Annotated in this window: 25 protein-coding genes and 1 pseudogene; 16 read left to right on the top strand and 10 right to left on the bottom strand. The window is 69.0% G+C overall.

The genetic code is table 11. From position 1 onward, the window contains the following. Nucleotides 1-46: 46 nt before the first annotated feature. Nucleotides 47-658: an aa3-type cytochrome oxidase subunit III gene (gene ctaE, locus K9U37_RS11010; RefSeq protein ID WP_243071723.1), complete on the bottom strand. Its 612-nt coding sequence runs from the start codon at nt 656-658 to the stop codon at nt 47-49. A 112-nt stretch (nt 659-770) separates the two neighbouring features. Between ctaE and trpD the strand changes: the two genes are divergently transcribed. After that, the gene (gene trpD, locus K9U37_RS11015; protein ID WP_372489497.1) at nt 771-1,853 is read left to right on the top strand and encodes an anthranilate phosphoribosyltransferase; all 1,083 of its coding nucleotides are present in this window, start codon (nt 771-773) and stop codon (nt 1,851-1,853) included. Here trpD and K9U37_RS11020 read toward each other — a convergent pair. Beyond that, a pseudogene (locus K9U37_RS11020) lies at nt 1,791-3,602 on the bottom strand (DEDD exonuclease domain-containing protein); the annotation flags it as partial. The gene trpD and the pseudogene K9U37_RS11020 sit on opposite strands and share 63 nt — an antisense overlap. A gap of 114 nt (nt 3,603-3,716) precedes the next feature. Here K9U37_RS11020 and K9U37_RS11025 point away from each other — a divergent pair. The 4 genes from K9U37_RS11025 to K9U37_RS11040 all read left to right on the top strand — a co-directional run bounded on the left by K9U37_RS11025 (nt 3,717) and on the right by K9U37_RS11040 (nt 7,251). Continuing rightward, nucleotides 3,717-3,938, top strand: a complete 222-nt coding sequence (locus K9U37_RS11025) for a hypothetical protein (RefSeq protein WP_243071724.1) — start codon at nt 3,717-3,719, stop codon at nt 3,936-3,938. A 168-nt stretch (nt 3,939-4,106) separates the two neighbouring features. Beyond that, nucleotides 4,107-5,243, top strand: coding sequence for a peptidoglycan hydrolase RipC (gene ripC, locus K9U37_RS11030; RefSeq protein ID WP_243073326.1), 1,137 nt, complete (start codon nt 4,107-4,109; stop codon nt 5,241-5,243). Nucleotides 5,244-5,284: 41 nt separating this feature from the next. Continuing rightward, entirely contained in the window at nt 5,285-6,097 is an 813-nt protein-coding gene (locus K9U37_RS11035; RefSeq protein WP_372489498.1) for a hypothetical protein, read from the top strand. An 11-nt stretch (nt 6,098-6,108) separates the two neighbouring features. Beyond that, a complete protein-coding gene (locus K9U37_RS11040; RefSeq protein ID WP_243071725.1) occupies nt 6,109-7,251 on the top strand; it encodes a glycosyltransferase family 4 protein in 1,143 nt (380 codons plus the stop codon). Between the two features lie 30 nt (nt 7,252-7,281). Here the strand turns inward: K9U37_RS11040 and K9U37_RS11045 are convergent, their stop codons facing one another. Next, on the bottom strand, nt 7,282-7,746 hold the full coding sequence (locus K9U37_RS11045; protein ID WP_243071726.1) for a hypothetical protein: 465 nt from the start codon (nt 7,744-7,746) through the stop codon (nt 7,282-7,284). Beyond that, nucleotides 7,743-9,542 carry an AMP-dependent synthetase/ligase gene (locus tag K9U37_RS11050; protein WP_243071727.1) on the bottom strand — a complete coding sequence of 600 codons (1,800 nt, stop codon included), beginning with the start codon at nt 9,540-9,542 and terminating at the stop codon, nt 7,743-7,745. The genes K9U37_RS11045 and K9U37_RS11050 overlap by 4 nt, the downstream gene beginning before the upstream one ends. A gap of 122 nt (nt 9,543-9,664) precedes the next feature. Here K9U37_RS11050 and K9U37_RS11055 point away from each other — a divergent pair, with 122 nt between their 5' ends. The 5 genes from K9U37_RS11055 to K9U37_RS11075 all read left to right on the top strand — a co-directional run bounded on the left by K9U37_RS11055 (nt 9,665) and on the right by K9U37_RS11075 (nt 13,063). Continuing rightward, nucleotides 9,665-10,054 (top strand): polyketide cyclase / dehydrase and lipid transport, encoded by a 390-nt coding sequence (locus K9U37_RS11055; protein WP_243071728.1) that lies wholly within the window; start codon nt 9,665-9,667, stop codon nt 10,052-10,054. A 59-nt stretch (nt 10,055-10,113) separates the two neighbouring features. Continuing rightward, nucleotides 10,114-10,548, top strand: coding sequence for an SRPBCC family protein (locus K9U37_RS11060; protein ID WP_243071729.1), 435 nt, complete (start codon nt 10,114-10,116; stop codon nt 10,546-10,548). Then, a complete protein-coding gene (locus tag K9U37_RS11065; RefSeq protein WP_243071730.1) occupies nt 10,549-11,838 on the top strand; it encodes an ArsA family ATPase in 1,290 nt (429 codons plus the stop codon). Beyond that, complete coding sequence (locus tag K9U37_RS11070; RefSeq protein ID WP_243071731.1) at nt 11,835-12,206, top strand: hypothetical protein; 372 nt, start codon at nt 11,835-11,837, stop codon at nt 12,204-12,206. The genes K9U37_RS11065 and K9U37_RS11070 overlap by 4 nt, the downstream gene beginning before the upstream one ends. Before the next feature lie 107 nt (nt 12,207-12,313). Beyond that, complete coding sequence (locus K9U37_RS11075; RefSeq protein WP_243071732.1) at nt 12,314-13,063, top strand: lysophospholipid acyltransferase family protein; 750 nt, start codon at nt 12,314-12,316, stop codon at nt 13,061-13,063. Here the strand turns inward: K9U37_RS11075 and K9U37_RS11080 are convergent. Then, nucleotides 13,005-14,327: a glycosyltransferase 87 family protein gene (locus K9U37_RS11080; RefSeq protein ID WP_243071733.1), complete on the bottom strand. Its 1,323-nt coding sequence runs from the start codon at nt 14,325-14,327 to the stop codon at nt 13,005-13,007. The genes K9U37_RS11075 and K9U37_RS11080 overlap by 59 nt on opposite strands. Before the next feature lie 130 nt (nt 14,328-14,457). Here K9U37_RS11080 and K9U37_RS11085 point away from each other — a divergent pair, with 130 nt between their 5' ends. The 3 genes from K9U37_RS11085 to K9U37_RS11095 all read left to right on the top strand — a co-directional run bounded on the left by K9U37_RS11085 (nt 14,458) and on the right by K9U37_RS11095 (nt 17,281). Further along, nucleotides 14,458-15,297 carry a hypothetical protein gene (locus tag K9U37_RS11085; RefSeq protein ID WP_252394499.1) on the top strand — a complete coding sequence of 280 codons (840 nt, stop codon included), beginning with the start codon at nt 14,458-14,460 and terminating at the stop codon, nt 15,295-15,297. Between the two features lie 10 nt (nt 15,298-15,307). Next, entirely contained in the window at nt 15,308-15,829 is a 522-nt protein-coding gene (locus tag K9U37_RS11090; protein ID WP_243071735.1) for a polyadenylate-specific 3'-exoribonuclease AS, read from the top strand. A gap of 63 nt (nt 15,830-15,892) precedes the next feature. Beyond that, nucleotides 15,893-17,281, top strand: a complete 1,389-nt coding sequence (locus K9U37_RS11095) for a class II 3-deoxy-7-phosphoheptulonate synthase (protein ID WP_243071736.1) — start codon at nt 15,893-15,895, stop codon at nt 17,279-17,281. Nucleotides 17,282-17,305: 24 nt separating this feature from the next. Here K9U37_RS11095 and K9U37_RS11100 read toward each other — a convergent pair whose 3' ends face one another. Beyond that, nucleotides 17,306-18,427 carry a protein kinase domain-containing protein gene (locus K9U37_RS11100; RefSeq protein ID WP_243073328.1) on the bottom strand — a complete coding sequence of 374 codons (1,122 nt, stop codon included), beginning with the start codon at nt 18,425-18,427 and terminating at the stop codon, nt 17,306-17,308. 160 nt (nt 18,428-18,587) lie between these two features. On the opposite strand from K9U37_RS11100, the gene K9U37_RS11105 reads away from it, so the two are divergent. Continuing rightward, nucleotides 18,588-18,992, top strand: coding sequence for an Rv2175c family DNA-binding protein (locus K9U37_RS11105; RefSeq protein ID WP_243071737.1), 405 nt, complete (start codon nt 18,588-18,590; stop codon nt 18,990-18,992). On the opposite strand, the gene K9U37_RS11110 is transcribed toward K9U37_RS11105, so the two are convergent. Together K9U37_RS11110 and idsA2 are read right to left on the bottom strand one after the other, a co-directional pair. After that, nucleotides 18,974-20,497 carry an alpha-(1->6)-mannopyranosyltransferase A gene (locus tag K9U37_RS11110; protein ID WP_243071738.1) on the bottom strand — a complete coding sequence of 508 codons (1,524 nt, stop codon included), beginning with the start codon at nt 20,495-20,497 and terminating at the stop codon, nt 18,974-18,976. The genes K9U37_RS11105 and K9U37_RS11110 overlap by 19 nt on opposite strands. 4 nt (nt 20,498-20,501) lie before the next feature. Continuing rightward, complete coding sequence (gene idsA2 / locus K9U37_RS11115) at nt 20,502-21,560, bottom strand: bifunctional (2E,6E)-farnesyl/geranyl diphosphate synthase (RefSeq protein WP_243073329.1); 1,059 nt, start codon at nt 21,558-21,560, stop codon at nt 20,502-20,504. Between the two features lie 144 nt (nt 21,561-21,704). Between idsA2 and metF the strand changes: the two genes are divergently transcribed. Beyond that, nucleotides 21,705-22,646, top strand: coding sequence for a methylenetetrahydrofolate reductase [NAD(P)H] (gene metF / locus K9U37_RS11120; protein ID WP_372489499.1), 942 nt, complete (start codon nt 21,705-21,707; stop codon nt 22,644-22,646). 4 nt (nt 22,647-22,650) lie between these two features. Here the strand turns inward: metF and K9U37_RS11125 are convergent, their stop codons facing one another. Beyond that, nucleotides 22,651-23,337, bottom strand: a complete 687-nt coding sequence (locus tag K9U37_RS11125) for an LppM family (lipo)protein (RefSeq protein ID WP_243071739.1) — start codon at nt 23,335-23,337, stop codon at nt 22,651-22,653. 46 nt (nt 23,338-23,383) lie between these two features. Continuing rightward, nucleotides 23,384-23,983, bottom strand: coding sequence for a GNAT family N-acetyltransferase (locus tag K9U37_RS11130; RefSeq protein ID WP_243073331.1), 600 nt, complete (start codon nt 23,981-23,983; stop codon nt 23,384-23,386). 237 nt (nt 23,984-24,220) lie between these two features. On the opposite strand from K9U37_RS11130, the gene K9U37_RS11135 reads away from it, so the two are divergent. Further along, nucleotides 24,221-24,625, top strand: a complete 405-nt coding sequence (locus K9U37_RS11135) for an SCO2097 family morphological protein (RefSeq protein WP_243071740.1) — start codon at nt 24,221-24,223, stop codon at nt 24,623-24,625. The last annotated feature ends 70 nt before the right edge of the window (nt 24,626-24,695 follow it).

A 24,695-nucleotide genomic window follows, 5' to 3' on the forward strand; every position in this document is an offset into this window, starting at 1 on the left:
CCGGATCCGAACCGCCCCATCTTCTTGAGCATCGAACCCCTTCTCATCAACGGATGAAATAGATGGTCGCGAACAGCGCGATCCACACGATGTCGACGAAGTGCCAGTAGTAGGACACGACGATGGCAGCGGTCGCCTGCGCCGGCGTGAACTTGCTCATCCGGGTTCGGATGAGCAGAAGCACGAACGCGATCAGACCGCCGAGCACGTGCAGGCCGTGGAAGCCGGTGGCGAGGTAGAAGACGCTGCCGTAGGCGCTGCCCGGGATCGTCGTGCCGTGGGTCACGAGCTGGACGTACTCGTACGCCTGGCCGAGCAGGAAGAACAGGCCCATCACGAGCGTGATCACGTACCAGCGGCGCAGCCCGAAGACGTCACCGCGCTCGGCCGCGAACACACCCATCTGACAGGTGAACGACGACGCGATCAGCACCAGCGTCACCGGCACCGCCTGATAAAGGTTCAGCTCGGTCGGTGGCGGCGGCCATACCCCGCCGGCCTGAGCACGGGCAGTGAAGTACATCGCGAACAGTCCAGCAAAGAACATCAGCTCACTGGAAAGCCACACGATGGTGCCAACACTGACCATATTCGGCCGGTTCAGCGAATGTACGCGCGATGTGATCGCAGTTCCTGAAGTGCCAACAGCGCTCGTCACATGAAGAAGTATGACGCTTTGTAGTTGTCGAGGTACAGCCAGGGGCCGAATTAGTCATAACTGTCGTTGATCGGCGCTGTGAAGTTCCCGGCCGGCGTGCGAGTATCGGCGCGTGACGCAGCCCATTTCGCAGCCCCCGTCCGGCGCCCCGATTTCGACATGGCCGCAGGTCCTGGGCCGGTTGACGGCCGGAGCGGAACTCGCGCCCGGCGAGAGCGGCTGGGCGATGGACCAGATCATGACGGGGGCCGCGACGCCGGCTCAGATCGCCGCCTTCGGCGTGTCGATGAAGATGAAGCGCCCGACGGCCACCGAGGTGCGTGAGTTGGCCGATACCATGCTGCGCTACGCCCTCCGGGTGCCGACCGACGTCATCGGCACCGACACCGTCGACATCGTGGGAACCGGCGGTGATCAGGCCAACACCGTCAACCTGTCCACGATGGCCTCGATCGTGGTCGCCGCGGCCGGCGTGCCGGTGGTCAAGCACGGTAACCGGGCCGCGTCGTCGAAGAGTGGGGGCGCCGACATGCTCGAGGCTCTCGGCGTCCGCATCGATCTGGGGCCCGACGAGGTGGCCCGCTGCGTGGCCGAGATCGGTATCGGCTTCTGCTTCGCCCCGGTGTTCCACCCGTCCTACAAGTACGCCGGAGCGCCGCGCCGGGAGATCGGTGTTCCGACCGTCTTCAATCTGCTTGGCCCCCTTACCAATCCGGCCGGTCCGCGGGCGGGCCTGATCGGCTGCGCCTTCGGCGACCTGGCCGAGGTCATGGCCGGGGTTTTCGCCGCGCGCCGCTGCAGCGTCCTGGTGGTGCATGGTGACGACGGCCTTGATGAACTGACGACGACCACCACGAGCACGATCTGGCGGGTGCAGGCCGGCACGATCGACAAGCTCACCTTCGATCCGCTGGGCTTCGGGTTCCCGCGGGCCCGCGTCGAAGAGCTGGTCGGGGGAGACTCCGAGTTCAACGCGGCCGAGGCGCGCAACGTGCTCGGCGGCGCCAAGGGCCCGGTCCGCGATGCTGTCATCCTCAACGCGGCGGGCGCGATGGTGGCCCACGCGGGGCTATCCAGCCACGCCGAATGGCTGCCGTCCTGGGAGGAGGGGCTGGGCCGGGCTGCCGAAGCGATCGACTCGGGGGCGGCCGAGCAGCTCCTCGCGCGCTGGGTGCGCTTCACACAGGAGCTCTGAGTCCAGGCGCTGGGCCTGCTCGGCGGCCAGTCGCGCCGAGCAGGCCGTGGCGGCCCAGGACGACCACGGCCCGGCTGAGTTGACCGATGATGCGAATCCTGTTGTGGCACAGACGATTCGCACTCCGGTAGCGGACAACCAGCGGGCGATGAGCGCGGTCTCCTCGACCAGCGCGCCGCCCAGCGGGGCGGGCTGCGGCAGGACGGCCTGCGCCCCGGCCCGCAATGCGTCGACCACCGGCATCGGCGGCACCCCGCGCCGCGCCGTTCCCGCGGCGGCCAGCTGCCCGTGCCGCACCACCACCAGCTGCCAGCCGCCCGCGCCGTCGGGTGCCGCGGCCACCAGCTCCTCCACTGCGGCCAGGGCCCGCAGCCGCTGCCCGCGCCAGAGCACGTCCACGGCGGCGGCGGTCTGATCGCGCAACCGGGCGGCACTCTCGTAGCGCGACCGGGCGGCCAGGTCGGTCACCTGCTGCACCGCGGCGCCCAGTGCCGCGTTGTCGAACCCGTCGATCAGTGCGGCCGCCCGCTCCGGTGCGGTGGCGTAGTCGGCCGCCGAGATCCCGCGCGGCGCCGGACACGGCGCGATCTCCCGCTCGGGGCAGGCCGGCCCGTGCTCGGCGGTGCGACCGATGCGCGACGTGCAGGTGCGCACCCCGCTGAACCGGGCGACGAGCTCGGCGGTGTCGACGGCGTCGGCCCGCGACCGGAAGGGGCCGATGGCGCGGTCATGGCGCGGTTGGCGGACGACGGAGAGCCGGGGGAACGCCTCGTCGGTCAGCACTACCCACCACCAGCGGTGCGGGAAGCGGGAGCGGCGATTGTAGGGCGGTGCATGGGCGGCCAGCAGCCGCAGCTCGCGGACGCCGGCTTCCAGGGCGTGGGCGCATTCGACGTGGTCGACGACGGTTGCGAGGGCCACCATCTCCTTCATCCGGCCGCGCGGGTCCGCACCGTTGAAGTACTGGACGACCCGGCGGCGCAGGTCGGTGGCCGTCCCGATGTAGAGCACCTCGCCGGTCGGGCCGCGGAACAGATACACCCCGGGCCGGTGCGGGATGTGCTGTGCCAGCACCCGCTTGCTGCGCTGCGCATCGGAGATGTTGGGCAGGTAGCCGTGCAGGTCGCTGTAGGTGTGGATCCCTTGATTGCCGACGCGCTCGATCAGCGCGTGCAGCACGTCGACGGTGGCCCGCGCGTCGTCGAGGGCACGGTGGGTGGGCCGGGTCGCCGAGCCGACCAGTTTGGCCAGCGTCGAAAGCCGGACGCTGGGTGCTTCCTCGCGGGTGAGCACCCGGCGGGCCAGCCGCACCGTGCAGAGCACCGGCGGGCGCGGCCAGCTGATGCCGCACTGCTCGGCGGCCGACTTGAGGAACCCGATGTCGAAGCCCGCGTTATGCGCCACCAGCACCGCGCCGCGGGCGAACTCCAGGAACATCGGCAGCACGCTGGCGATGCTCGGGGCGTCGCGGACCACCGCGGTGGTGATGCCGGTGAGGTGGACGATCTGCGGCGGAATGGCCCGCTGCGGGTCGACCAAGGTGGCGAACTCGCCGAGTACCTCTCCACCGCGGACCTTCACGGCCCCGATCTCGGTGATGGCGTCGCGGGAGCCGTCGGCCGACGCGGTGGCCCGGCCCCCGGTGGTCTCGAGGTCGACGACGACGAATGTCGTCTCACGAAGTGAGATGTCGGCGGCCGGGTCGACATCGGCGAAACTGAGTTGCGCGTCAGTCGCTGAGCCGGCCACAGCTGTCGACGGTAAGCAGTCGCACCGACAGGATCGGGCAGCCCCTCCGTGCGGCAGGTTCTTGTCGGTACCCCCCGATAGCGTGCGGCCGAGGCTGACGAGAGGAGACCTGATATGGGAACTCAGCCCGACGAGCCGGTCGTCATCGATTGCGATGACTGTGCAGTACGCGGCCCTGGGTGCCGCGACTGTGTGGTGAGTGTTTTGCTGGGAGTGCCAGAGACATTGCTCTCCGATGAGCGGGCCGCGTTGGAGGTGCTCGCGGAGGCCGGTTTGGCTCCCCGCCTGCGCCTGGTTCCGATCCATCGGGACGGGGGGCCGGGCCTGGCGAGTTGACGCCCTGGTAGGTTGGTCATCAGGTTGTGACTGGTGTGGCGCAAGTTACTGATAATTTGTTAAATTTTCGTCTCACGTTGGACAACGCCGATGCCATTTCGTAACCTGTTCGAGACCAAGGGCAGCTCGATGCAGAAGGCGTCGACCGCACTCAAAGGACGCGCAATCTTGAGGTTTGACCGCAATTGCCTGGCTAAACGCGTTCTTCGGCGATCTGTGGTGGGTGGAATTGCGGGCCTCGTAGTTTTCTCCGCCGTTATAAGCGGCACTGTGCACGCCGACCCGTCCGACGACGGTGTGGCAAAGCTCCAAGAGCTGTCGCGGCAGGCCGAGCAACTCACCGAATCAATGCATTCCGCTGAGCTTGACCTCGACAACAAGCTGCAAGCGCGGGCCGCCGCTGAGAAAAAGCATACTGACGACCTGGCCGCCGTCGACAACGCCAAAGGCCAGCTGGCTACCTATCAAGGTGCCGTCGACAAGTTTGCTGCCGCGGTGTACCTGGGTGGCCGGACCGATGGCCTGAACGCAATCCTGACCGCCGAGTCGCCTCAGGGCCTGATCGACAAGATGGCCGTGCAGAAGGTGATGGCCACCGAGATGGCCGCCCAGATGCAGAGCTTCCGCCGGCTGTCCAACGAGGCCGCCGAGGCCGAGGCAGCCTCGGCCAAGTCGGCCGCGGACGCCAAGACTGCCGCCGAGCAGGCTGCCGCCGTGCGCGCCGACCTGCAGCGCAAGCAGTCGCAGCTGCAGGTCCAGATCGCGATCGTCAAGTCGCGCTACCAGACGCTCACGCCGGACCAGCGCACCGCGCTGGCCGCTCCCGGCCCGGTCCCGCCGCCGGAGATCCTCGCCGCGCCCGCACCCGACCCGCTGCCGCCGGTCGACGCCCCGCCGGAGGCCCCGGCCTCCGCCGAGGTCATCCCGATGGCTGCCGTGCACGCCCCGGGGCCGGGCACCGACGAAGGCGCCATCGCTGTGCAGGCCGCGCTCACCCGCGTCGGCGACCCCTACGTGTGGGGCGGCTCGGGCCCCAACCAGTTCGACTGCTCCGGCCTGGTGATGTGGGCGTTCCAGCAGGCCGGCGTCTTCCTGCCGCACTCCAGCCAGGCGCTCGCCGCCGGCGGCCGGCCGGTCTCGATGGATCAGATCCAGCCCGGCGACGTCGTCAACTATTACTCCGACGCCTCGCACACGGCCATCTACATCGGCGACGGGATGATGGTGCACGCCTCGACCTTCGGCGTGCCGGTGCGCGTTGCACCGGTCAATGAAGCGCCGATCTACAACATCCGTCGCTACTGATCGGCCGGCCCGCCCGGGGCTGGTTCCCGGCCGTCCTCGCGGTGGTCTTCATCGGCCAGCTCGTCGCCGCAACGTTGCTTCTCGTCGCAGCCCCCGAGCGGGTGAGCGCACCTACGGCGAATCCGAACCCCGTGCCCGCGCCACTTGTCGTCGGCGACGGTCGCACGGTGCACCCCATCAGCCTGGGGGGCCCGCGCACCGACGGCCTGCTGACTCGGATAGCTGGCGACATCGGGGACGCGGTGAATGCCGTCGAGAAGTTCTGGGGCACCGACTGGGACCGCGACATCGTGCTGATTGCCACCGACTCCGACGCGCAGTTCGTTGCGCAGGCCGGGCTCGATCCACGCCTCCAGTGGACCGACATCGCCGCCGTCTCGGTGGCCGACCGAGTCGACCTGCCGCATCACAGCGCCACCGGCCAGCGGATCGTGTTCGCCCCGGGTGCGGTGAAGATGAGCGACGCATCACTGCGAATTGTGTTGACCCACGAACTTTTTCACCTCGCCGCCCGCGCCGACACCGCCCCGGATGCGCCGCGCTGGCTGGTCGAGGGGGTGGCCGATTTCGTCGCCCGCCCGCCCACGGTACTGCCCCCCGGCGCGGCGGCCAACACCGCTTTGCCCACCGACGCCGAGCTGGACACGGCCGGCCCGCAGCGGGCGATGGGCTATGACCGGGCGTGGTGGTTCGCCCGCTTCATGGCCGACGACTACGGCCTCGACGCGCTGCGCCGGCTCTACGTCGAAGCGTGCGGTCCGCGCCACGGCGACTTCGCCACCGCGGTGCGCCGCGCATTCGACGCGGACATGACAGAGCTGCGTGCGCGCTGGGCGCGGTGGCTGACCCGATAGCGTGTGAGGCGATGACGCGGGTCCTGCTGGTCACCAACGACTTTCCGCCGCGCCCCGGCGGCATCCAGTCCTACTTGGAGCAATTCGTCGGCCGGCTCGCCGACACCGGCGATCACCGGGTGACTGTCTACGCCCCGCGGTGGAAGGGCTGCCAGGACTACGACCGCGCCGCGGATTACCGCATCGTGCGCCATCCCGGCACGCTGATGCTGCCCGAGCCCGGCGTGGAGCGTCGGATGCGGGCGCTGATCGCCGAGGACGACATCGAAACCGTGTGGTTCGGCGCTGCCGCCCCACTGGCACTGCTGGCCACCCGCGCCCGCCACGCCGGTGCACGCCGGGTCGTGGCCAGCACACACGGGCACGAGGTGGGCTGGTCGATGCTTCCGGTCGCGCGCTCCGCGCTGCGCCGGATCGGGGACACCACCGACGTCGTCACCTTCGTCAGCCACTACACCCGCGGCCGGTTCGCCTCCGCGTTCGGGCCCACGGCGCACCTGGAGCACCTGCCGCCCGGCGTGGACGTCGAACGCTTCCGTCCCGACGCCGCGGCCCGCGCGGAGCTGCGCACCCGCTACGGCCTGGGCCAGCGCCCGACCGTGGTCTGCGTGTCACGGCTGGTCCCGCGCAAAGGCCAGGACATGCTCATCAAAGCGCTGCCCGACATCCAGCGGCGGGTCGACGGCGCCGCACTGGTGATCGTAGGCGGTGGTCCCCATGCCGAGAATCTGCATCGGCTGGCCCGCGAGGTCGGCGTCAGCGAGCACGTGGTGTTCACCGGGGGAGTGTCCAGTGCCGAGCTACCGGCCCACCACGCGATGGGTGACGTCTTCGCAATGCCTTGCCGCACAAGGGGTTACGGCCTGGACGTGGAAGGGCTAGGCATCGTCTTCCTGGAGGCATCGGCTAGCGGGGTTCCGGTGGTGGCCGGCCGATCCGGCGGTGCGCCGGAGACGGTGCGCGACGGCGCGACCGGGCGCCTGGTCGACGGCCGGTCGCACGACCAGATCGTCGAGGCGATCGGCTCGATCCTCGCCGACCCCACACTGGCGGCGCGGATGGGCGCGGCCGGGCGCGACTGGATCAGCCGCGACTGGTCCTGGCGCACTCAGACCACACGGCTGGCCGAACTGGTCTGTGAAACCGACCCATGACCTTAACTGAGCGGCATTGGGGCTAGCCGCTCAGCCGGAGACGCCCGGGCAGCCCGAGAACGCCGACGCGCTCCAGTCCGGATGCGCATTGATGTTCTCCGCACACCACTGCGCACCGGCTTCTGAGGTGCTCTTCCACTCGTAGCCCTTCTGCTGCTCGATGGCCGCCTGGCCTTCAGGGCTGCCCGCGGAGTTGCCCGCGACGCCGGCGCCGGCCACCGCCGCATTGCAGTTCAGGTACAGCAGCACCTTCGGCTTGTCATGCAGCGGCGAGTTCTGTGACCGGGCGACGATGCACTGGTCCTGCGGCAGACCGCTGCCACTGCGGGAGGCGACGACCGCGGTCATCCCGCCGCCGCCGATCGCCCGCGCGGCGTCGGCGTAGGTCATCCCGGCGTAGGGATCGGCCGCGGCGATAGCGGCCGACCACAATGCGAGTGCGGCCGACACCCCGGTGACAGCGGCAACCGCGGTAACGCGCTTTGGTGTGTTCATCGGGTGTAGATCGCCTCGATCTCCTCGGCGAACTTCTGTGCCACCACGTTGCGCTTGACCTTCAGGGTGGGGGTCAGCTCGCCGGTCAGCACGGTGAAGTCACAGGGCAGAATCCGGAACTTGCGGATCGACTCGGCATGGGAGACATGCTGATTGGCGTCCTTGACGGCCAGTTCGATCTCGGCGACCAGGTCGGTATCCTCGCGCAGGTCACCCACCGAGGCCTCGGGTGCCTTGCTGTGGTGCTGCTTCCAGCCGTCGAACGCCTCCGGGTCGATGGCGATCAGCGCGCCGATGAACGGTTGGTTGTCGCCGACGGCCATCGCCTGGCTGATCAGCGGGTGGGCCCGCAGGGCGTCCTCGAGCACGGCGGGGGCGACGTTCTTGCCCCCGGCGGTCACGATGATCTCCTTCTTGCGGCCGGTGATCGACACGAAGCCTTCGGAGTCGACGCTGGCCAGGTCGCCGGTGCGGAACCAGCCGTCGACGATCGCCTCCGCGGTGGCCTTCTCGTTGTGCCAGTAGCCGCTGAACACCACGCCGCCCTTGACCAGGAGCTCGCCATCCGCGGCGACCTTCAAGCTGTTGCCCGGCACCAGCTTGCCCACGGTGCCGACCTTGAGTTCGCCGATGCGGTTCACGGTGATCGCCGAACTGGTCTCGGTCAGGCCGTAACCCTCGTAGATGGACAGGCCAACGCCGCGGTAGAAGTGGCCCAGGCGCTTGCCCAGCGGCGCCCCGCCGGAGATCGCGGCGCGACAGTCGCCCCCGAGCGCGGCGCGCAGCTTGCCGTACACCAGCCGGTCGAACACCGCGTGCCCGAGCTTGAGCATCAGATTCGGTTCGCCAGTATCAAGGGCCTCGCTGTAGGCGATCGCCGTCTTGGCGGCCAGCTCGAAGATCTTGCCCCGGCCGCTGTCCCGGGCGTTCAACTCCGCTGTGTTGTACACCTTTTCGAACACCCGCGGCACCGAGACCACGATCGTCGGCTTGAACACCCCCAACACCGGCGCCAGGTGCTTGATGTCGCTGGTGTAGCCCAGCGTCACCTTGTTGGCGAACGCCGTCATGGACAGCGCCCGGGCCAGCACGTGCGCCAGCGGCAGGAACACCAGCAGCCGCTCGTGCTGGCGAAGTAGGGTGGGGAAACACGTTGCGGCGCCGCGGGTTTCATACAACAGATTCGAATGCGTCAGCTGGACACCCTTGGGCCGGCCGGTGGTGCCCGAGGTGTAGATCAGCGTCGCCGGGTCACTGGAGCGCAGGCCGTCCAGGCGGCGGCCCAGCTCGGCGGCGTCGGCGTCGGCAGCCGCCTCGGCCAGCTCGTCGAGCGCCGCCGGACCGGAGGCCTCGATACGGAACGTCTTACGCAGGGCGGGCAGCTCGGCGTGCAGTTCAGCGACCATCTGGGCGTGCGCCTCGGTCTCGGTGAACGCCAGCACCGCACCGGAGTCCTCCAGCACCCAACGGACCTGTTCGGCCGAGGACGTCTCGTAGATCGGTACGGTGACCGCGCCGACCGACAGGATCGCGTAGTCGAGGATCACCCACTCGTAGCGCGTCGCCGACAGGATCGCCACCCGATCGCCGGCCCGCACGCCCTCGGCGATCAATCCCAGCGCCGCGGTGCGGACCTGGGCCGCGGCCTCCGCGCACGTCACATCGGTCCAGGCACCGTCGACCAGCCGCTGCAGGATCGGATAGTCGGGGTCGTCGCGCTCGTGGTCGAAGACCGACCTGACGACGTTGTCGTGCTCACCGATGGTGAACGGCGCCGGAACGCTGTACTCGCGCACATGAACCCCTTGTGGATCGGGCTTGATGCACTCAGCCTAGTCAAATCGCGCCAACCGGCTGTGACGGCCTTCACCCGCCGGGCCGGGACAGGCTGCGGACAGGCATATGTGAAGCTGGTGAGATGCACAGCGTCCAGATCGCCGACGAGACCTTCGTCGCTGCCGATCCCGCCGCGGTCGGCCGCGCTGTCACGCTCCCGGCGAGCTGGCGGCGGTGGTGGCCCGATCTACGGCTGGAGGTCGTGGAGGACCGGGTCGAGAAGGGTGTGCGCTGGACGGTGAGCGGGCCGCTGACCGGCACCATGGAGATCTGGCTGGAGCCGGTGCTCGACGGGGTGCTGCTGCACTATTTCCTGCACGCCGAGCCGACCGGCGTAGCTGCCTGGCAACTGGCCAAGATGAACCTGGCCAAGCTGACCCATCAGCGCCGCGTCGCCGGCAAGCGGATGGCCTTCGAGGTCAAGGCCACGCTGGAGGCCACCCGCCCGGTGGGGGTCGCACCCGGCAGGTGATATGAGGTCACACCCCGGGCGGGGAGGGTACCGTTTGTGGCCAAGGAGGGTTGGCAAAAGTGGCTGACAAAACGGCGCAGACCATCTACATCGACGCAGATCCGCGCACGGTGATGGACGTCATCGCCGACATCGGTTCATACCCGGAGTGGGTGTCGGAATACCAGGAGACCGAGGTTCTCGAATCCGACAAGCAGGGCTACCCGCTCACCGCGAGGCTGCTGCTGGACGCCGCGGTGCTCAAGGACACGATGGTGCTGAGGTACGAATGGCCGGCCGACCGCAAATCGGTGCGCTGGTCGCTGGTCTCCAGCTCGCTTCTCAAGACACTCGATGGTGCATACATGTTGCAGCCCAAGGGATCTGGCACCGACGTCACCTACGAGTTGTCGGTGGATCTGATGATCCCGATGATCGGCCTGCTCAAGCGCAAGGCCGAACGCAGACTGACCGACACCGCGCTCAAGGACCTGAAGAAAAGGGTCGAGGGCTGAGTGAAGCCCGATGACGCACCCGCTGCCGATGCGGGCTCCGATGCCTGGGCCCGGATCAGCTTCTTCGTCGGCAAGGGCGGGGTGGGCAAGTCCACCCTGGCGTCGGCGACCGCGGTGCGCACGGCACTGGACGGCGACCGGGTGCTGGCCGTCTCCACCGACCAGGCGCACTCGCTGGGTGACGTCCTGGGCGTGCCGGTACCCCCAACCGGGAGTGGTGAGCCGGTCCGGATCCTGACCGAGCAGGAGACCGACGACAGCGCCGGCGGATACCTCGACGCGCTGGCCCTGGACACCCTGGCCCTGCTGGAAGCGCGCTGGCGTGACGTCGCACCGGTGCTGGTGGCGCGCTTCCCCGACTCGGACCTGACCAACGTTGCGCCCGAAGAACTTTCGGCAGTGCCCGGTATCCAGGAAGTACTCGGTCTGGCCGAGGTGGCCGCACTGGCCGCATCCGGGCGCTGGGACTACGTGGTGGTCGACTGCGCGTCGACCGCCGATGCCATGCGGATGCTGACCCTGCCGGCCGCGTTCGCCATGTACCTGGAGCGGGCGTGGCCGCGGCACCGCAGGCTCAGCTCGGCGGTCGAGGATGTCCGCGCAGCGGCGACGGTGGCGGTGGTCGAGTCGATCAGCGCGCGCGTCGAGGGACTCTCGGCGTGGCTGACCGACGCCGAGCGGGTCAGCGCGCATCTGGTGCTCACCGCCGAACGGGTGGTCGCCGCCGAGGCCGTCCGCACCATGGGTTCGCTGGCGCTGATGGGCGTGCGGGTCGCCGAGCTGATCGTCAACCAGGTTCTGCTCGAAGACGATTCGTACGAGTACCGCAATCTGCCGGACCATCCGGCGTTCGACTGGTATGCCGAGCGCATCTCCGAACAGCAGTCGGTGCTCGGCGAGCTCACCGGCACGATCGGCGACGTCCAGTTGGTGCTCGTCCCGCATCTGGCCGGCGAGCCGATCGGGCCGAAGGCGCTGGGCGAGCTCCTGGACAGTGCGCGGCGGCGCGACGGCTCGCCGCCGCCCGGGCCGCTGCGGCCGATCGTCGATCGGGAATCCGGTTCGGGGCTCGATGCCGTCTATCGCATGCGGCTAGAGTTGCCACAGATCGACTCGGGCACGTTGACGCTGGGCCGCGTCGGTGACGACCTGATCATCGGTGTCGCAGGGATGCGGCGCCGCGTGCGGCTGGCATCGGTTCTGCGCCGATGCATCGTCGCCGACGCCGCACTGCGCGGCAGCGAACTGACCGTGCGATTCAGACCCGACCCCGAGGTGTGGCCCGCGTGACCGGACCGCACTCCGAGATCGGGCCCGAACTGCGTGCCCTGGCCCAGGCGATCCTCGACCGGCTGGACCCGGCGGTGCGCGCCGCCGCCGCGATGGCTTCCGGGGCGGGCAGCGGCCCGGGGAAATGCCAGCAGGCGTGGTGCCCGGTCTGCGCGCTGGCGGCGCTGGTCAACGGTGAGCAACACCCGTTGCTGACCGTCATCGCCCAGCACAGCGTGGCGCTGCTGATGCTGGTCCGGTCGATGGCCGGCGACAACACGTCGCAGTCGGGCTCCGACGGCCCGCCGGCACCTGACGATGACGGGCCGGACAGCCCGCCACCCACGCAGGGCCGCTACCAACGCATACCGATCACCGTCGAGGAGTGAGCGGCCCCGGCGACTGCTGATCCGGTGTGAACCCCAACCGACCTGTGGTCGGCCCACCACCGGCTGGGTAGAGTTGGCGCAAAGCGCGCGCCCGATCGGGAGGCTCCATGTGGTATTGGCTGTTCAAGTACATCTTCATGGGACCGTTGCTGTCGTTGCTCGGTAGGCCGAAAGTCGAAGGGCTGGAATATGTTCCGGACTCCGGCCCGGTGATCCTGGCGAGCAATCATCTGGCGGTCGCGGACAGCTTCTACTTGCCGCTGGTGGTGCGCCGCCGGATCACCTTCCTGGCCAAGCAGGAGTACTTCACCGGAACCGGCCTCAAGGGCTGGTTCACCCGCTGGTTCTACACCGCGGCCGGGCAGGTGCCGATCGACCGCACCGACGCCGACGCCGCCCGGAACGCGCTGGACACCGCCAAGCGCCTGCTCGAGAACGGCAAGCTGCTGGGTATGTACCCGGAGGGCACCCGCTCACCCGACGGCCGGCTCTACAAGGGCAAGACCGGGCTGGCGCGGCTGGCGCTGGCGACCGGCGTCCCGGTGATTCCGGTCGCGATGATCGGAACCGACGTGGTCAACCCGCCGGGATCCAAGATGTGGCACTTCGGCCGGGTGACCGTGCGGTTCGGCAAGCCGATGGACTTCTCGCGCTTCGACGGCCTGGCCGGCAACCGCTTCATCGAGCGGGCCGTCATCGACGAGGTGATCTACGAGCTGATGAAGCTCTCCGGTCAGGAGTACGTCGACATTTACGCCGCGGCGGTCAAGGAAGGCCTCAAGGAAGGCAAGGCCGACGCTACGGCCGATGCACCAGGTCAGCCACCGGCGCGGATCCCTGAGACGGCCGCCGGGTGACCACCGGGCGCGTCACGGTCAGGCCGGCCACGACCAGCACGGCCAGCGCCCACCACACGTAGGACATCCCGAGCAGCTGGCGCCACCACGACGCCGTCTCCTCGTGGTGCTTGGGCAGCAACTCAAGCGGAATCCAGACCATCAACGCCACCCCGGCCGCCGTCACCGCGCCCAGCGCTACGTTTCGCCGCCGGTAGGTCAGCACCGTTGTCACGACGACGGTCGGCAGCGCCCATACCCAGTGGTGTGACCACGACACCGGCGAGACCATTAGTCCCAACAGCGCAACGCACATCAGCCCGAGCGTCGGCTCGCCGGCTGCCAGCACCCGGCGTACCGCCCAGATGGTCAGGCCCAATACGGCGAAGCAGGCCAGCGTCCACAGCACGAAATGGGTGCTCTGGCCCAGGCCCAGGCGCGCCAGGGAGCCGGCGATGTTCTGGTTGGTGTTCAGCGCGGCACTGCCGATTCTGTCGGTGTGCCGCACCGTCGTGGTCCAGTACTCGACAGAATCGCGCCATGCCAGCACGAACCCGAGCAGGCTGGCCCCGACGAAGGTGCCGAACGCGGTCAACGCGGCACGGCCGTCCCGGCGCAGCACGAAGTAGAGCAGGAACACCGCCGGGGTCAGCTTCAGCGCGATCGCCACACCGAGCAGCAGCCCGCGCGGCCACGGTGTGCCGCGCGGGACGCAATCGGCGATCACCAGGGTCATCAGCACGACGTTGATCTGGCCGAAGGCGAAGTTGGCGGCGATCGGCTCCAGGTGCACCACGGCCAGTGCCACGATGCCCGCGGCCAACCAGCACCGGCGCAGCCAGGCCGGCTCGCGGGTCAGCGCCGAGTCCTGCCACAGGTAGAGGCGGGTGAGCACGATCCAGGTGGACAGCAACAGCAGCACCAGGGTCATCACTGTGATGACCACGCTGGCCGCATTGAGCCCCAGCCAGGCGAACGGGCTGAACAGGACCGCCGCCAGCGGGGGATAGGTGAACGGCAGGTCGAGCCCGATGCGAGTGTGGAAGGTCACGTCGCCGGCGTACAGCGGCCGGTCGTGCAGCCAGGCCTGCCCGCCCATCCGGTAGACGTCAATGTCGATGCGGTAGGGGATGTGCCCGAACAGCGTCCAGACCGCGTAGACCATGCCCGCGACGATCAGCAGCTGCATCGCCCGCCAACAGGCCGTCAGCCACGGCTTCAGCCTGGGAGAAGCCACGGCCCGCCCGAACACGCTGCCCGTTTCGGGCGGCTGCCACGTACTCATGTCGCAGACCAGACTATCGGGGCGCGGTGAGGCCACGCGAAATATCGCCTCGCAGCGGCGGGGCGTAAGTTCACTCCCCGTGCCCCTCACCGTGCACGTCGACGTCGTCGCCCCCGGGCGGATCCCGCTGATGTGGTGCCTGATCGCGTTCATCGTCACGTTCTTGGTGACGCGGACCATCGTGCGCTACATCCGCCGCAACGCCGACGGGACCGGGCCCCGCAAGTGGTGGCAGCCGCGCAACATCTCCGGCCACGGCGGCCTGCACATCCACCACGTCGTCATCGGCGTCGTGCTGGTGATGATTTCCGGTGTCACCATGGTCACCCTGGCCGTCGACGGCGGTGTGGGTGAATTCACCGCCGCCGCAATCGTTTTCGGTATCGGCGCCGCCCTGCTGCTCGACGAGTTCGCCCTCATCCTGCACCTGGAGGACGTGTACTGGGCCGAGGACGGCCGCGCATCGGTGGATGCCGTGTTCGCCGCGGTGGCCGTGGCCGGACTGCTGATCCTGGGCTTCAACCCGTTGTCGTTCTTCGACATCGGCATCTGGCGGGACGACAACTCGGTGCTGGCCCGCACCACGGTGGTGATCATGGCCGTGCTGACGCTGGCGCTGGCGGTGGTCGTCCTGCTCAAGGGCAAGGTCTGGACCGGGCTGATCGGCATGTTCATCACCCCGCTGCTGTTCATCGGAGCGATCCGGCTGTCGCGGCCGCACGCCCCCTGGGCGCGCTGGCACTACCAGGACAAGCCCCGCAAAATGCACCGGGCGCTGGAGCGCGAGCGCTATCTGCGCCGCCCGGTGGTCCAGGCCAAGCTGTGGCTGCAGCACATCATCGCCGGCGAGCCCAGCTTCCCGGCCGACTCCGAGGTGGACGCCGAACTGGACCGCGAAATCCACGCCGCCCCCGCGCCACCGGCCAGCCTCGACGCCAAGCCGCAGGTGGCGGCGGATTACGCAGGATAGGGTGCGGCCGGTGCGGTACTTCTACGACACGGAATTCATCGACAACGGGCGCGTCATCGACCTCATCTCGATCGGTGTGGTCGCCGAGGACGGCCGCGAGTTCTACGCGATCTCCACCGAGTTCGACCCCGAGTCCGCCGGCCCGTGGGTCCGCACCAACGTGCTGCCCAAGCTGCCGTCGCCGTCCTCGCGGCTCTGGCAGTCCCGCCGCCAGATCCGGGAGGGCCTCGAAGAGTTCTTCGACATCGACGGTGACGAGCCCATCGAGCTGTGGGCCTGGGTCGCGGCCTACGACCACGTCGTGCTCTGCCAGCTGTGGGGACCGATGACCAGCCTGCCGCCCCAGATCCCGCGGTTCACCCGTGAACTGCGGCAGTTCTGGGAGGACCGGGGCTGTCCCCGGATGCCACCGCGGCCGCACGACACCCATGACGCACTCGTCGACGCCCGGCACAACATGCGCCGCTTCGTGCTGATGACCACCGGCATCGACAGCGGGCCGGTGCCCGGCGACAGTACTTCCCGCAGGTAGCACCGCCTGGGGCGGGGCCCGAGTGTGGTCGAGAGCACGATCTTGCGCGGTTACCATGGACGGGTGAACTGGACCGTTGACGTACCGATCGAGCAGCTGCCGTCGCTGCCGCCGTTGCCGGCGGACCTGCGCGCGCGTCTGGACGCCGCGCTGGCCAAGCCGGCCGCCCAGCAGCCCAGCTGGGACGCCGAGCAGGCCCAGGCGATGCGAACGGTCCTGGAGAGCGTCCCGCCGGTGACCGTGGCCTCCGAGATCGAGAAGCTGTCCGGCCAGCTCGCCGCGGTGGCCCGCGGCGAGGCATTCCTGCTGCAGGGCGGCGACTGTGCCGAGACGTTCGCCGACAACACCGAGCCGCACATCCGCGCCAACATCCGCACCCTTCTGCAGATGGCGGTGGTGCTGACCTACGGGGCCAGCCTGCCGGTGGTCAAGGTCGCCCGCATCGCCGGCCAGTACGCCAAGCCGCGCTCGTCGGACACCGACGCCCTGGGCCTGAAGTCCTACCGGGGCGACATGGTCAACGGTTTCGCCCCGGACGCCGCCGTGCGCGACCACGACCCGTCGCGCCTGGTCCGCGCCTACGCCAACGCCAGTGCGGCGATGAACCTGGTGCGGGCGCTGACCTCGTCGGGGCTGGCCTCCCTGCACCTGGTGCACGACTGGAACCGCGAGTTCGTCCGCACCTCTCCGGCCGGCGCCCGCTACGAGCAGCTCGCCGGCGAGATCGACCGCGGCCTGAGGTTCATGAGCGCCTGCGGGGTCAACGACCGCAACCTGGACACCGCTGACATCTACGCCAGCCACGAGGCGCTGGTGCTCGACTACGAGCGAGCGATGCTGCGCCTGGACAGCGAAGCCCAGGGCGGTCCGAAGCTTTACGACCTTTCGGCGCACTACGTCTGGATCGGGGAGCGCACCCGCCAGCTCGACGGCGCGCATGTGGCGTTCGCCGAGGTGATTGCGAACCCGATCGGGGTGAAGATCGGTCCGACCACCTCGCCCGAGCTGGCGGTTGAGTACGTCGAGCGGCTCGATCCCACCAACCAGCCGGGTCGGCTGACCCTCGTCAGCCGGATGGGCAACCACAAGGTGCGGGACGTGCTGCCGCCGATCATCGAGAAGGTGCAGGCTTCGGGTCACCAGGTCATCTGGCAGTGCGACCCGATGCACGGCAACACCCACGAGTCCTCGACGGGCTACAAGACCCGTCACTTCGACCGCATTGTCGACGAGGTGCAGGGCTTCTTCGAAGTGCACCGCGCGCTGGGCACGCACCCGGGCGGCATCCACGTCGAGATCACCGGTGAGAACGTCACCGAGTGCCTCGGCGGTGCGCAGGACATCTCCGACACCGATCTGGCCGGCCGCTACGAGACGGCGTGCGACCCGCGGCTGAACACCCAACAGAGCCTCGAGTTGGCGTTCCTGGTAGCGGAGATGCTGCGCGACTGAGCTTTTCGCGTACCCGGCGACGGGTTACTGGCCGATGAGGCCCTGCAGATTGGTCCCGAGCGTCCACGCGCCGGCAGCCACCAGGCCAGTCAGGATCAGCACGGCCAGCACCCAGGACACCACGGCGCGGCGGGCTCGCTGGCGCGCCCAGGCGAAGTCGTTGATGTCGATACCGGCGAATTGCCTTGGTACTCCCTGGTATTCGTCCTCGTCGGCCACCGGCTCCGGCGCGGGCTGAAAGTCCTCAGGCGTGCGGACGAGCTGGCGCGTCGGGTTCTTGACCGGCTGACCGATGGTCGGCACCTCGGCGAGCCGGCTGTGGTACGCCGTCGCGGCGGCGTGCTGGGCGGAGTGCTGCGGTGCGGGCACGCGGAACTTCGGCAGTGCGAGTTCGGCGGCGATCGCGTCGAGATCCTCGGCCATCTCGCCGGCATCGGCGTAGCGCTCGTCCGGATCGCGGGCGGTGGACCGGGCGACGAACTCGTCGAACGGCGGGGGCACGCCGCTGATCGCCGAACTGGGCGGCGGCACGTCGTGGTCCATCCGCAGGTAGGCCACCGCGAGCGGGTTGTCGCCACTGAACGGCGTTGCGCCCGTGATCAATTCGTAGGTGAGAACGCCGACGGCATAGACGTCGCTGCGCGGGTCGGCGGTTCCGCTGCTGACCTGCTCGGGGGACAGGTAGGCGGCGGTGCCGAGGATGACGCTGGTGGACGTGATCCCGGCCTCGGCAACGGCGCGCACCAGGCCGAAGTCGGCCAGCTTGACCTCACCCTCGTCGGAGATCAGGACGTTCTCGGGCTTGATGTCGCGGTGCACCAGGCCCGCCCGGTGCGCTACCGCCAGCCCGCCGAGCACCGGGCGTAGCACCGCCGCGGCGGCGTGCGGCGGCATGGGACCGCGCTCGCGCAGCAGCTCGCGCAGCGTGCCACCCTCGACCAGCTCCATCACCAGGAACGGGTGAGCGGCATCAAGGCCCTGGTCGTACACCGCCACCAGACCGTGGTCCTTCAGTCGCGCGACCGCTCGGGCCTCGCGCTGGAACCGGGTGAGGAACTGGCTGTCGTTGGCGTACCTGGCGTCCATCACCTTCAGCGCCACCGGGCGGTCCAGACGGATGTCGAGACCGCGATAGACTGTCGACATCCCGCCGACGGCGATCTTGGCCTCGACGCGGTACCGACCGTCCAGCAACACGCCGTCGAGTGGGTCGGACGTCACCGCCACATGGTACGTGGCGAGGCTTGACGTCCAGATTCCTCGCAGTCGGCGCGTGTCCTAGCGTCCGCGGCCCTAGACTGGCCGCGTGAGCACCATTCCCGCCGGTGACGACGTTCTCGATCCCGATGAGCCCCTCTACGACCTGCCGAAAGTGGCCGAGTTGCTGCATATGCCGGTGACCAAGGTGCACCAGCAGTTGCGCGAAGGTCATCTGCTCGCAGTCCGGCGCAACGGTGTGCCGATGATCCCGAAGATCTTCTTCACCGACGGCGGGCAGGTGGTCAAGTCGCTGTCGGGCCTGCTGGCGGTGCTGCGCGACGGGGGATTTCGCGACACCGAAATCCTGCGCTGGCTGTTCACCGCCGACCCGTCGCTGACACTGACCCGCGACGGGGTGCGCGAGCCGACCAGCGACGCCCGCCCCGTCGATGCGCTGCACGCCCACCAGGCGCGCGAGATCGTCCGGCGGGCTCAGGCGATGGCGTACTGATCGGGCTCCGACGGGTCCTCGGTGCGGTACAGCGAATACCACGCCGCCACCGCACACACCGTGGCCAGCAGAACGTGGATCCACGAGTACATGCCGTGTGAACCGTCCGGTTTGAAGATGACCATGATCCAGGTGGAGAACCCGGCGATCAGTGCGATCGTCGGCCGCGACTGCGCCAGCGCCGACACCACGGCCAGCGGCCAGGTGTAGTACCAGGGCAGGGCCGCCGGGACGAACAGCACCACAACGAGCATCGCCCAGGCGATCCCGGTCAGCGCCTGCCGGTCGTCGTGCCGAAATCGCCACCACAGCAACGGAAGCGAGACCGCGATGACGCCGATGCCGACGATGCGGGTCACCTGCAGCACCGCGTAGAAGTTCACCGGGAACAGCAGGCCGCCGATCGCGTTGGTGAGGTTGGCGACGGCGGTGGGAACCGTCAGCCAGTTGATGATCTTCACCGAGCCGGCCAGAGCCGTCAGCCAGCCCAGTCCGACACCGGCGAGGCCGGACAGGACCACGAACACCGCGATGAACGTCGCCACCGATGCCGCCGACGCGGTGAGGAAAGCGCGTACGGTCGACTGGTTCTTGTCCTCGCGCAGATGGCGCATCCATACCCACACCATGAAAGGCAGCGCCAGTACCGCGGTCGCCTTCACCGCGACCGCCACGGCGATCAGCGCGGTACCGGCGAGGTGACGGCGTGCGAACGTCAGCGCGATGCCGGCCATCATCATGCCGACCATCAGCATCTCGTTGTGCACACCGCCCATCAGGTGGATGATCACCAGCGGGTTGAGCACGCAGATCCACAGCGCCACACCGCCGTTGGCGCCGACGTGGCGGGTCACCCGCGGGGCGGCCCAGATCAGCAGCGCCAGGCCGGGCAGCATGCACAGCCGCAGCAGCATGGTGCCGGCCACCACATGGTTGCCGACGAGCATCGTGACGAACTTGGCCACCAGGATGAACGCCGGGCCGTACGGCGCGGTGGTGGTGGTCCATATCGGACTCACGTTGTCCAGCAACGAGTTCTGGTTCTCGATCGGCCCGACGGCGTAGGGGTCGAAGCCGTCGCGCAGCAGCGCCCCCTGCGCGAGATAGGAGTAGGTGTCGCGGCTGAACAGCGGAACGCTCAACAGCAGTGGCGCAAGCCAGAAACCGGTGGTGGCGATCATCGCCCACTCGCTGGCGCCGGTGCCGTGCCGGATCACCCTGCGGCCCACCCACAGCCAGGCCAGCAGCATCAGAACCACACCGCCCCACAGCAGGACCGACGACACCACCAGGCCGTGGCCGAACCGCAGCCAGGACAGGTGCAGAGACTCCAACAGCGGGTCGTGCTGCCGGGTGCTGCCCGCACCCAGACCGCCGAGCGTGATCAGCACCGCACCGAGGAAGCCCAGCAGCGCGGGCCTGCCGTCGTTGCCGGAAGCGAATGCGGTCAGCCTGGCCAGGCCCGTCGGGGCCGGAGTCGGTGTCGTCGGTGCGGTGCTGGACATAGGTCTAGGCCGACCGGTTGGCGGCCAATCTGGCGAGCTCGGTCAGCCCGGCCTTGGCCGGGGCGTTGATCGGCGCGCTCTCCAGCATCGCCAGCCCCCGACGGGTGAGTATCTCGATGTGTTCCTCCACCGCGGCCAGCGCGCCCACCGACTCGATCACCCGGCACAGCTCGCGCACCTGTGCGTCGGTCAGTTCGGTGCCGATGCCGCGGCGCAGCAGGGTCGCGGCCGCCGGGTCGGAACTGTCGGCGCGCTCGAGGGCTTCCGCCAGCAGCACAGTCCGCTTGCCCGAGCGCAGATCGTCGCCGGAGGGCTTGCCGGTGACCGCGGGGTCGCCGAAAACGCCGAGGACGTCGTCGCGGAGCTGGAACGCGACACCGAGGTCGGTGCCCAGCTCGTGGAACAGCTGCTGCACGTCAGGCCGGTCGGCCGCGGCAGCGGCGCCGAACTGCAGTGGGCGAGAGATCGTGTAGGACGCCGTCTTGTAGGCGTTGACGTTCATCGCCGAGGCGATCGACTCCGAGCCGCTGGATTCGGCCACGATGTCGAGGTACTGCCCGCCGAGCACCTCGGTGCGGATGTCCGACCAGACGCGCTGCACCCGCAGCAGCGCCGCGCGGGGCAGATCGACGGTCGTGACGATGTCGTCGGCCCACGCCAGCGACAGATCGCCCAGCAGGATTGCCGCCGAGCGGCCGAACTGGTCGGGGGAGCCGGTCCAGCCGCGGCGGCGGTGCAGCTCGGTGAAATGCACGTGTGCGGTGGGCATTCCGCGCCGGGTCGCGGAATTGTCGATGACGTCGTCGTGGACCAATGCGCAGGCGTGCAGCAGTTCCAAGGCCGAGAACAGCAGCAGGGCGTCGGCGTCGACCCGGGCGCCGGGGTCGGCGGTCACCGCGCGGTAGCCCCAGTAGGCGAACGCGGGACGCACGCGTTTGCCGCCGCGCAGGACGAAATCCTCCAGGGCGGCGATCAGTCCGTCGTAGTCGACGCCGATGTAGGCTGCCTGCGCGCGGCGGCCGGCCAGGTAGACACGCAGTTGATCGGTGACGGCGTCGGCCAGCTCGACGCCTGACGGAGCCGTTGCTTCGACGCTCAGCGCACGCCCCTTTCTGTGTGCCGGTAAGTCCAACCAGAGTAGAGCCTGGCAGCGGTTTTGCCCTACCGAGGGTCAGCCGGGCCGCCGGGCGGCCACTATGCTGTCGAGGTGTCGAGCACAGGTACACCAGGCACACCCGTCTCGGTGGTCGACCGAATCCGTGAGATCGGCCGGGACCGGGTGCCGTTTTCCGTCGAGTTCTATCCGCCCCGCGACGAGGATGCCGAGGCGCGGCTGTGGCGGGCGGCGCGGTCCTTCGAACCGATCTCCCCGGCGTTCGTGTCGGTGACCTACGGCGCGGGCGGGTCCACCCGTGACCGGACCATCCGAGTCGTGGGGCAGCTGGCGGAGGAGACCACCCTGCTGCCGGTCGCGCACTTGACCGCGGTGGGGCACCGGGTGGGGGAGTTGCGCGCGCTGGTCGGCGCGTTCGCCGACCGCGGTATCACCAATTTGCTGGCACTGCGCGGTGACCCGCAGGGCGGCGTGCACAACGAGTGGGTCAAGCACCCCGAGGGCCTGGAGTACGCCGTCGAACTGGTCGAACTGATCCGCGAGCTCGGCGATTTCCGGGTGGGCGTGGCGTCGTTCCCGGAGGGCCACCCGCGCGCGGGTGGTCTGGACCGGGACACCGCCAACCTGGTCGCCAAGCTGCGTGCCGGTGCGGAGTATTCGATCACCCAGATGTTCTTCGACGTCGAGGACTACCTGCGGCTGCGTGACCGGATCGTCGCCGCCGATGCCGAACAGGGCGCCAAGCCGATCATCCCCGGCCTGATGCCGATCACGTCGGTGCGCACCGTGCGCCGCCAGGTCGAGCTCTCCGGTTCGCAGATCCCGGCCGGTCTACTCGAGCGGCTGACCGCGGCCGCCGGGACGGGGCCGCAGGAGAACCGCGACGAGGTCCGCAAGATCGGTATCGAACTGGCCACCCGGATGAGTGAGCGGCTGATCGCAGAAGGCGCGCCGTGCCTGCACTTCTGCACGCTGAACTTCGCGCGGGCGACCAGTGAGGTGCTGGCGAATCTGGGAATGGCCGTCCCCACTTAGCGGCCTAGTCGTCGGCCTGATCAGCGGTGGCGAACCGCGGCGAGCGGTCGCGAGTCCGGTAGGCCAGCGTCCCGATGATCCCGGCGACCACCAGCGCGGCAAGCCCCAGCCACAGCGCCGCAGTGGTGAACGACCGTGTGCTCGGGTCGGTGACCCGCGCCTGCGCGCTCAGCGTGGACACCACACCGGGCTTGAGCTTCCATTCCACGACCTCGCTGTCGATCCGGTCGCCGTTGGTGGAGGTGACTTCGCCGGGGAAGGCCACCGTCAGCTGCACGTCGGCGTCGGGATCGTTGACGTTGGTCAGGTCGGTGCGGCCCTCCAGGATCACCAGGTTGCCCGCCCGGCGAAGCGAGATGTCCACCCCGGTGGCGTCGCGGTTGAGGTTGGCCAGCTGCGGCACCTCGGCGAAGCTCAGATCGGAGAACACCGCTTCGGAGCCAACGTAACCGTCCGAGTCGTACTCGGAGACGGCGACCTTCTGGCTGAACGGGACGTTGAGGTCGAACTGCGGTCCCTGGTCCTTGTCGTCGCGACCCTTCGCGGCCGCCACGATCTGACCGGACACCCGATCGTCGGGTGACACCGTGATCGAGGCGTGGACGCGGACACAGCCGACCGCCTGTGGCGCCACCAACAGCAGCAACAACGCCAGCGAGCGCAGGCGCAGAAGGCGGGATCGGTCGCGCACGAGGGGTATCGTGCCAGACCGGCTGCGTTTGCGGCGCGTGCAGAGGCTACAACGGCAGGGCGCGTCCCAGAATGGCGAAGGCCCGCGGGTCGCCGGCGAAGTGATATCCGCGGATGACGTCGGTGAATCCCAGCCGGCGGTACAGGCGCCATGCCCGGTTGGCCTCGCCGATGATCTCCGGGGTCGACAGCAGCACTTTGGCCTCGCCGCGGCCGGCCAGCAGGCATCGGGCCAGCGCCTCACCGAGCCCCCGGCCCTGGGCCCGAGGATGGATGTGCAGTTCGGTCAGCTCGAAGTAATTGCTCATCAACTGGTTGATCTCGTCGGGGGCGACCCCGGCGCGGTGTAGGCCGGCGACGACCTGCCGCTGCCACCACTGGTCCGGCGCGCCGCAGTAGCCGTAGGCGATACCGAGCAGCGGCGCGGCGTCGAGCTGTGCGGATGTGGGTTCCTCGCCGGCGGTGCTGTCGGTTTCGACCGCCGCCACCGCCTTCCAGCCGCGGCGGCGGGTGTGCTCCAGCCACATCGTTGCCCGCTGGCTCTCGGTTCCGCGGGGATAGCGCATCGCGTCGACGTACACGGTCAGGGCGTCGTGCAGGCGGCGCTGCATGTCGTTGGGCGACAGATCGATCAGGATAGTCGCCAACGCCTGAGCGCCCTTCTTCGCGTGCGGATCGGTCACGGGTCCACCGCCATTATCGGGGTGGCCGCCACCGACCCGGGGGCCGACCGGTGCCGGTGGTCTGACGTCGTAGAATCGGGTGGACCAACTTGGTGGTACGGCGCTGTTTCTCCTCGTATCATTTGGTTGTTGGCCCCGTAAATGCTGGGCAACCCACGTTTCATGTCAGAACAGACCGGCCGTGTCGGCAAGGAGGGACGAATGCCACTCTCCGATCATGAGCAGCGCATGCTCGATCAGATCGAGAGCGCTCTCTATGCCGAGGACCCCAAGTTCGCCTCCAGTGTGCGGGGCGGAACTCTGCGGGGCCCCTCAACGCGCAGGCGACTGCAGGGCGCTGGACTGTTCGTGGTGGGCCTCGCGATGCTGATCGCCGGCGTGGCCTTCAAGGCGACGATGATCGGAAGTTTCCCGATCCTGTCCGTGCTCGGCTTCCTGGTGATGTTCGGCGGCGTGGTGTTCGCGGTCACCGGTCCGCGGCTTCCGGGCGGCCGGGACCACCCCGGGTTCGGTTCGGCGGCTTCGCGTCAGCGACGGGTCAAGGGCTCCGGCGGGTCGTTCACCAGCCGTATGGAGGACCGCTTCCGGCGCCGTTTCGACGAATAGTCAGCGGAACCGATGACGGGGTAGCCAGCAGGCTGCCCCGTTTTTTGTGGTGCGCGCACCGCGCCGCACC

It is taken from the genome of Candidatus Mycolicibacterium alkanivorans, from assembly GCF_022760805.1.
Classification (GTDB): domain Bacteria; phylum Actinomycetota; class Actinomycetes; order Mycobacteriales; family Mycobacteriaceae; genus Mycobacterium; species Mycobacterium alkanivorans.

What these genes read in the sequence shown, in the direction of transcription:
- K9U37_RS11025 (WP_243071724.1), top strand. Translation starts at nt 3,717, where the DNA reads ATGGGAACTCAGCCCGACGAGCCGGTCGTCATCGATTGCGATGACTGT.
- K9U37_RS11040 (WP_243071725.1), top strand. Translation starts at nt 6,109, where the DNA reads ATGACGCGGGTCCTGCTGGTCACCAACGACTTTCCGCCGCGCCCCGGC.
- K9U37_RS11045 (WP_243071726.1), bottom strand. Translation starts at nt 7,746, where the DNA reads ATGAACACACCAAAGCGCGTTACCGCGGTTGCCGCTGTCACCGGGGTG.
- K9U37_RS11055 (WP_243071728.1), top strand. Translation starts at nt 9,665, where the DNA reads ATGCACAGCGTCCAGATCGCCGACGAGACCTTCGTCGCTGCCGATCCC.
- K9U37_RS11075 (WP_243071732.1), top strand. Translation starts at nt 12,314, where the DNA reads ATGTGGTATTGGCTGTTCAAGTACATCTTCATGGGACCGTTGCTGTCG.
- K9U37_RS11080 (WP_243071733.1), bottom strand. Translation starts at nt 14,327, where the DNA reads ATGAGTACGTGGCAGCCGCCCGAAACGGGCAGCGTGTTCGGGCGGGCC.
- K9U37_RS11085 (WP_252394499.1), top strand. Translation starts at nt 14,458, where the DNA reads ATGTGGTGCCTGATCGCGTTCATCGTCACGTTCTTGGTGACGCGGACC.
- K9U37_RS11100 (WP_243073328.1), bottom strand. Translation starts at nt 18,427, where the DNA reads ATGTCGACAGTCTATCGCGGTCTCGACATCCGTCTGGACCGCCCGGTG.
- K9U37_RS11110 (WP_243071738.1), bottom strand. Translation starts at nt 20,497, where the DNA reads ATGTCCAGCACCGCACCGACGACACCGACTCCGGCCCCGACGGGCCTG.
- K9U37_RS11135 (WP_243071740.1), top strand. Translation starts at nt 24,221, where the DNA reads ATGCCACTCTCCGATCATGAGCAGCGCATGCTCGATCAGATCGAGAGC.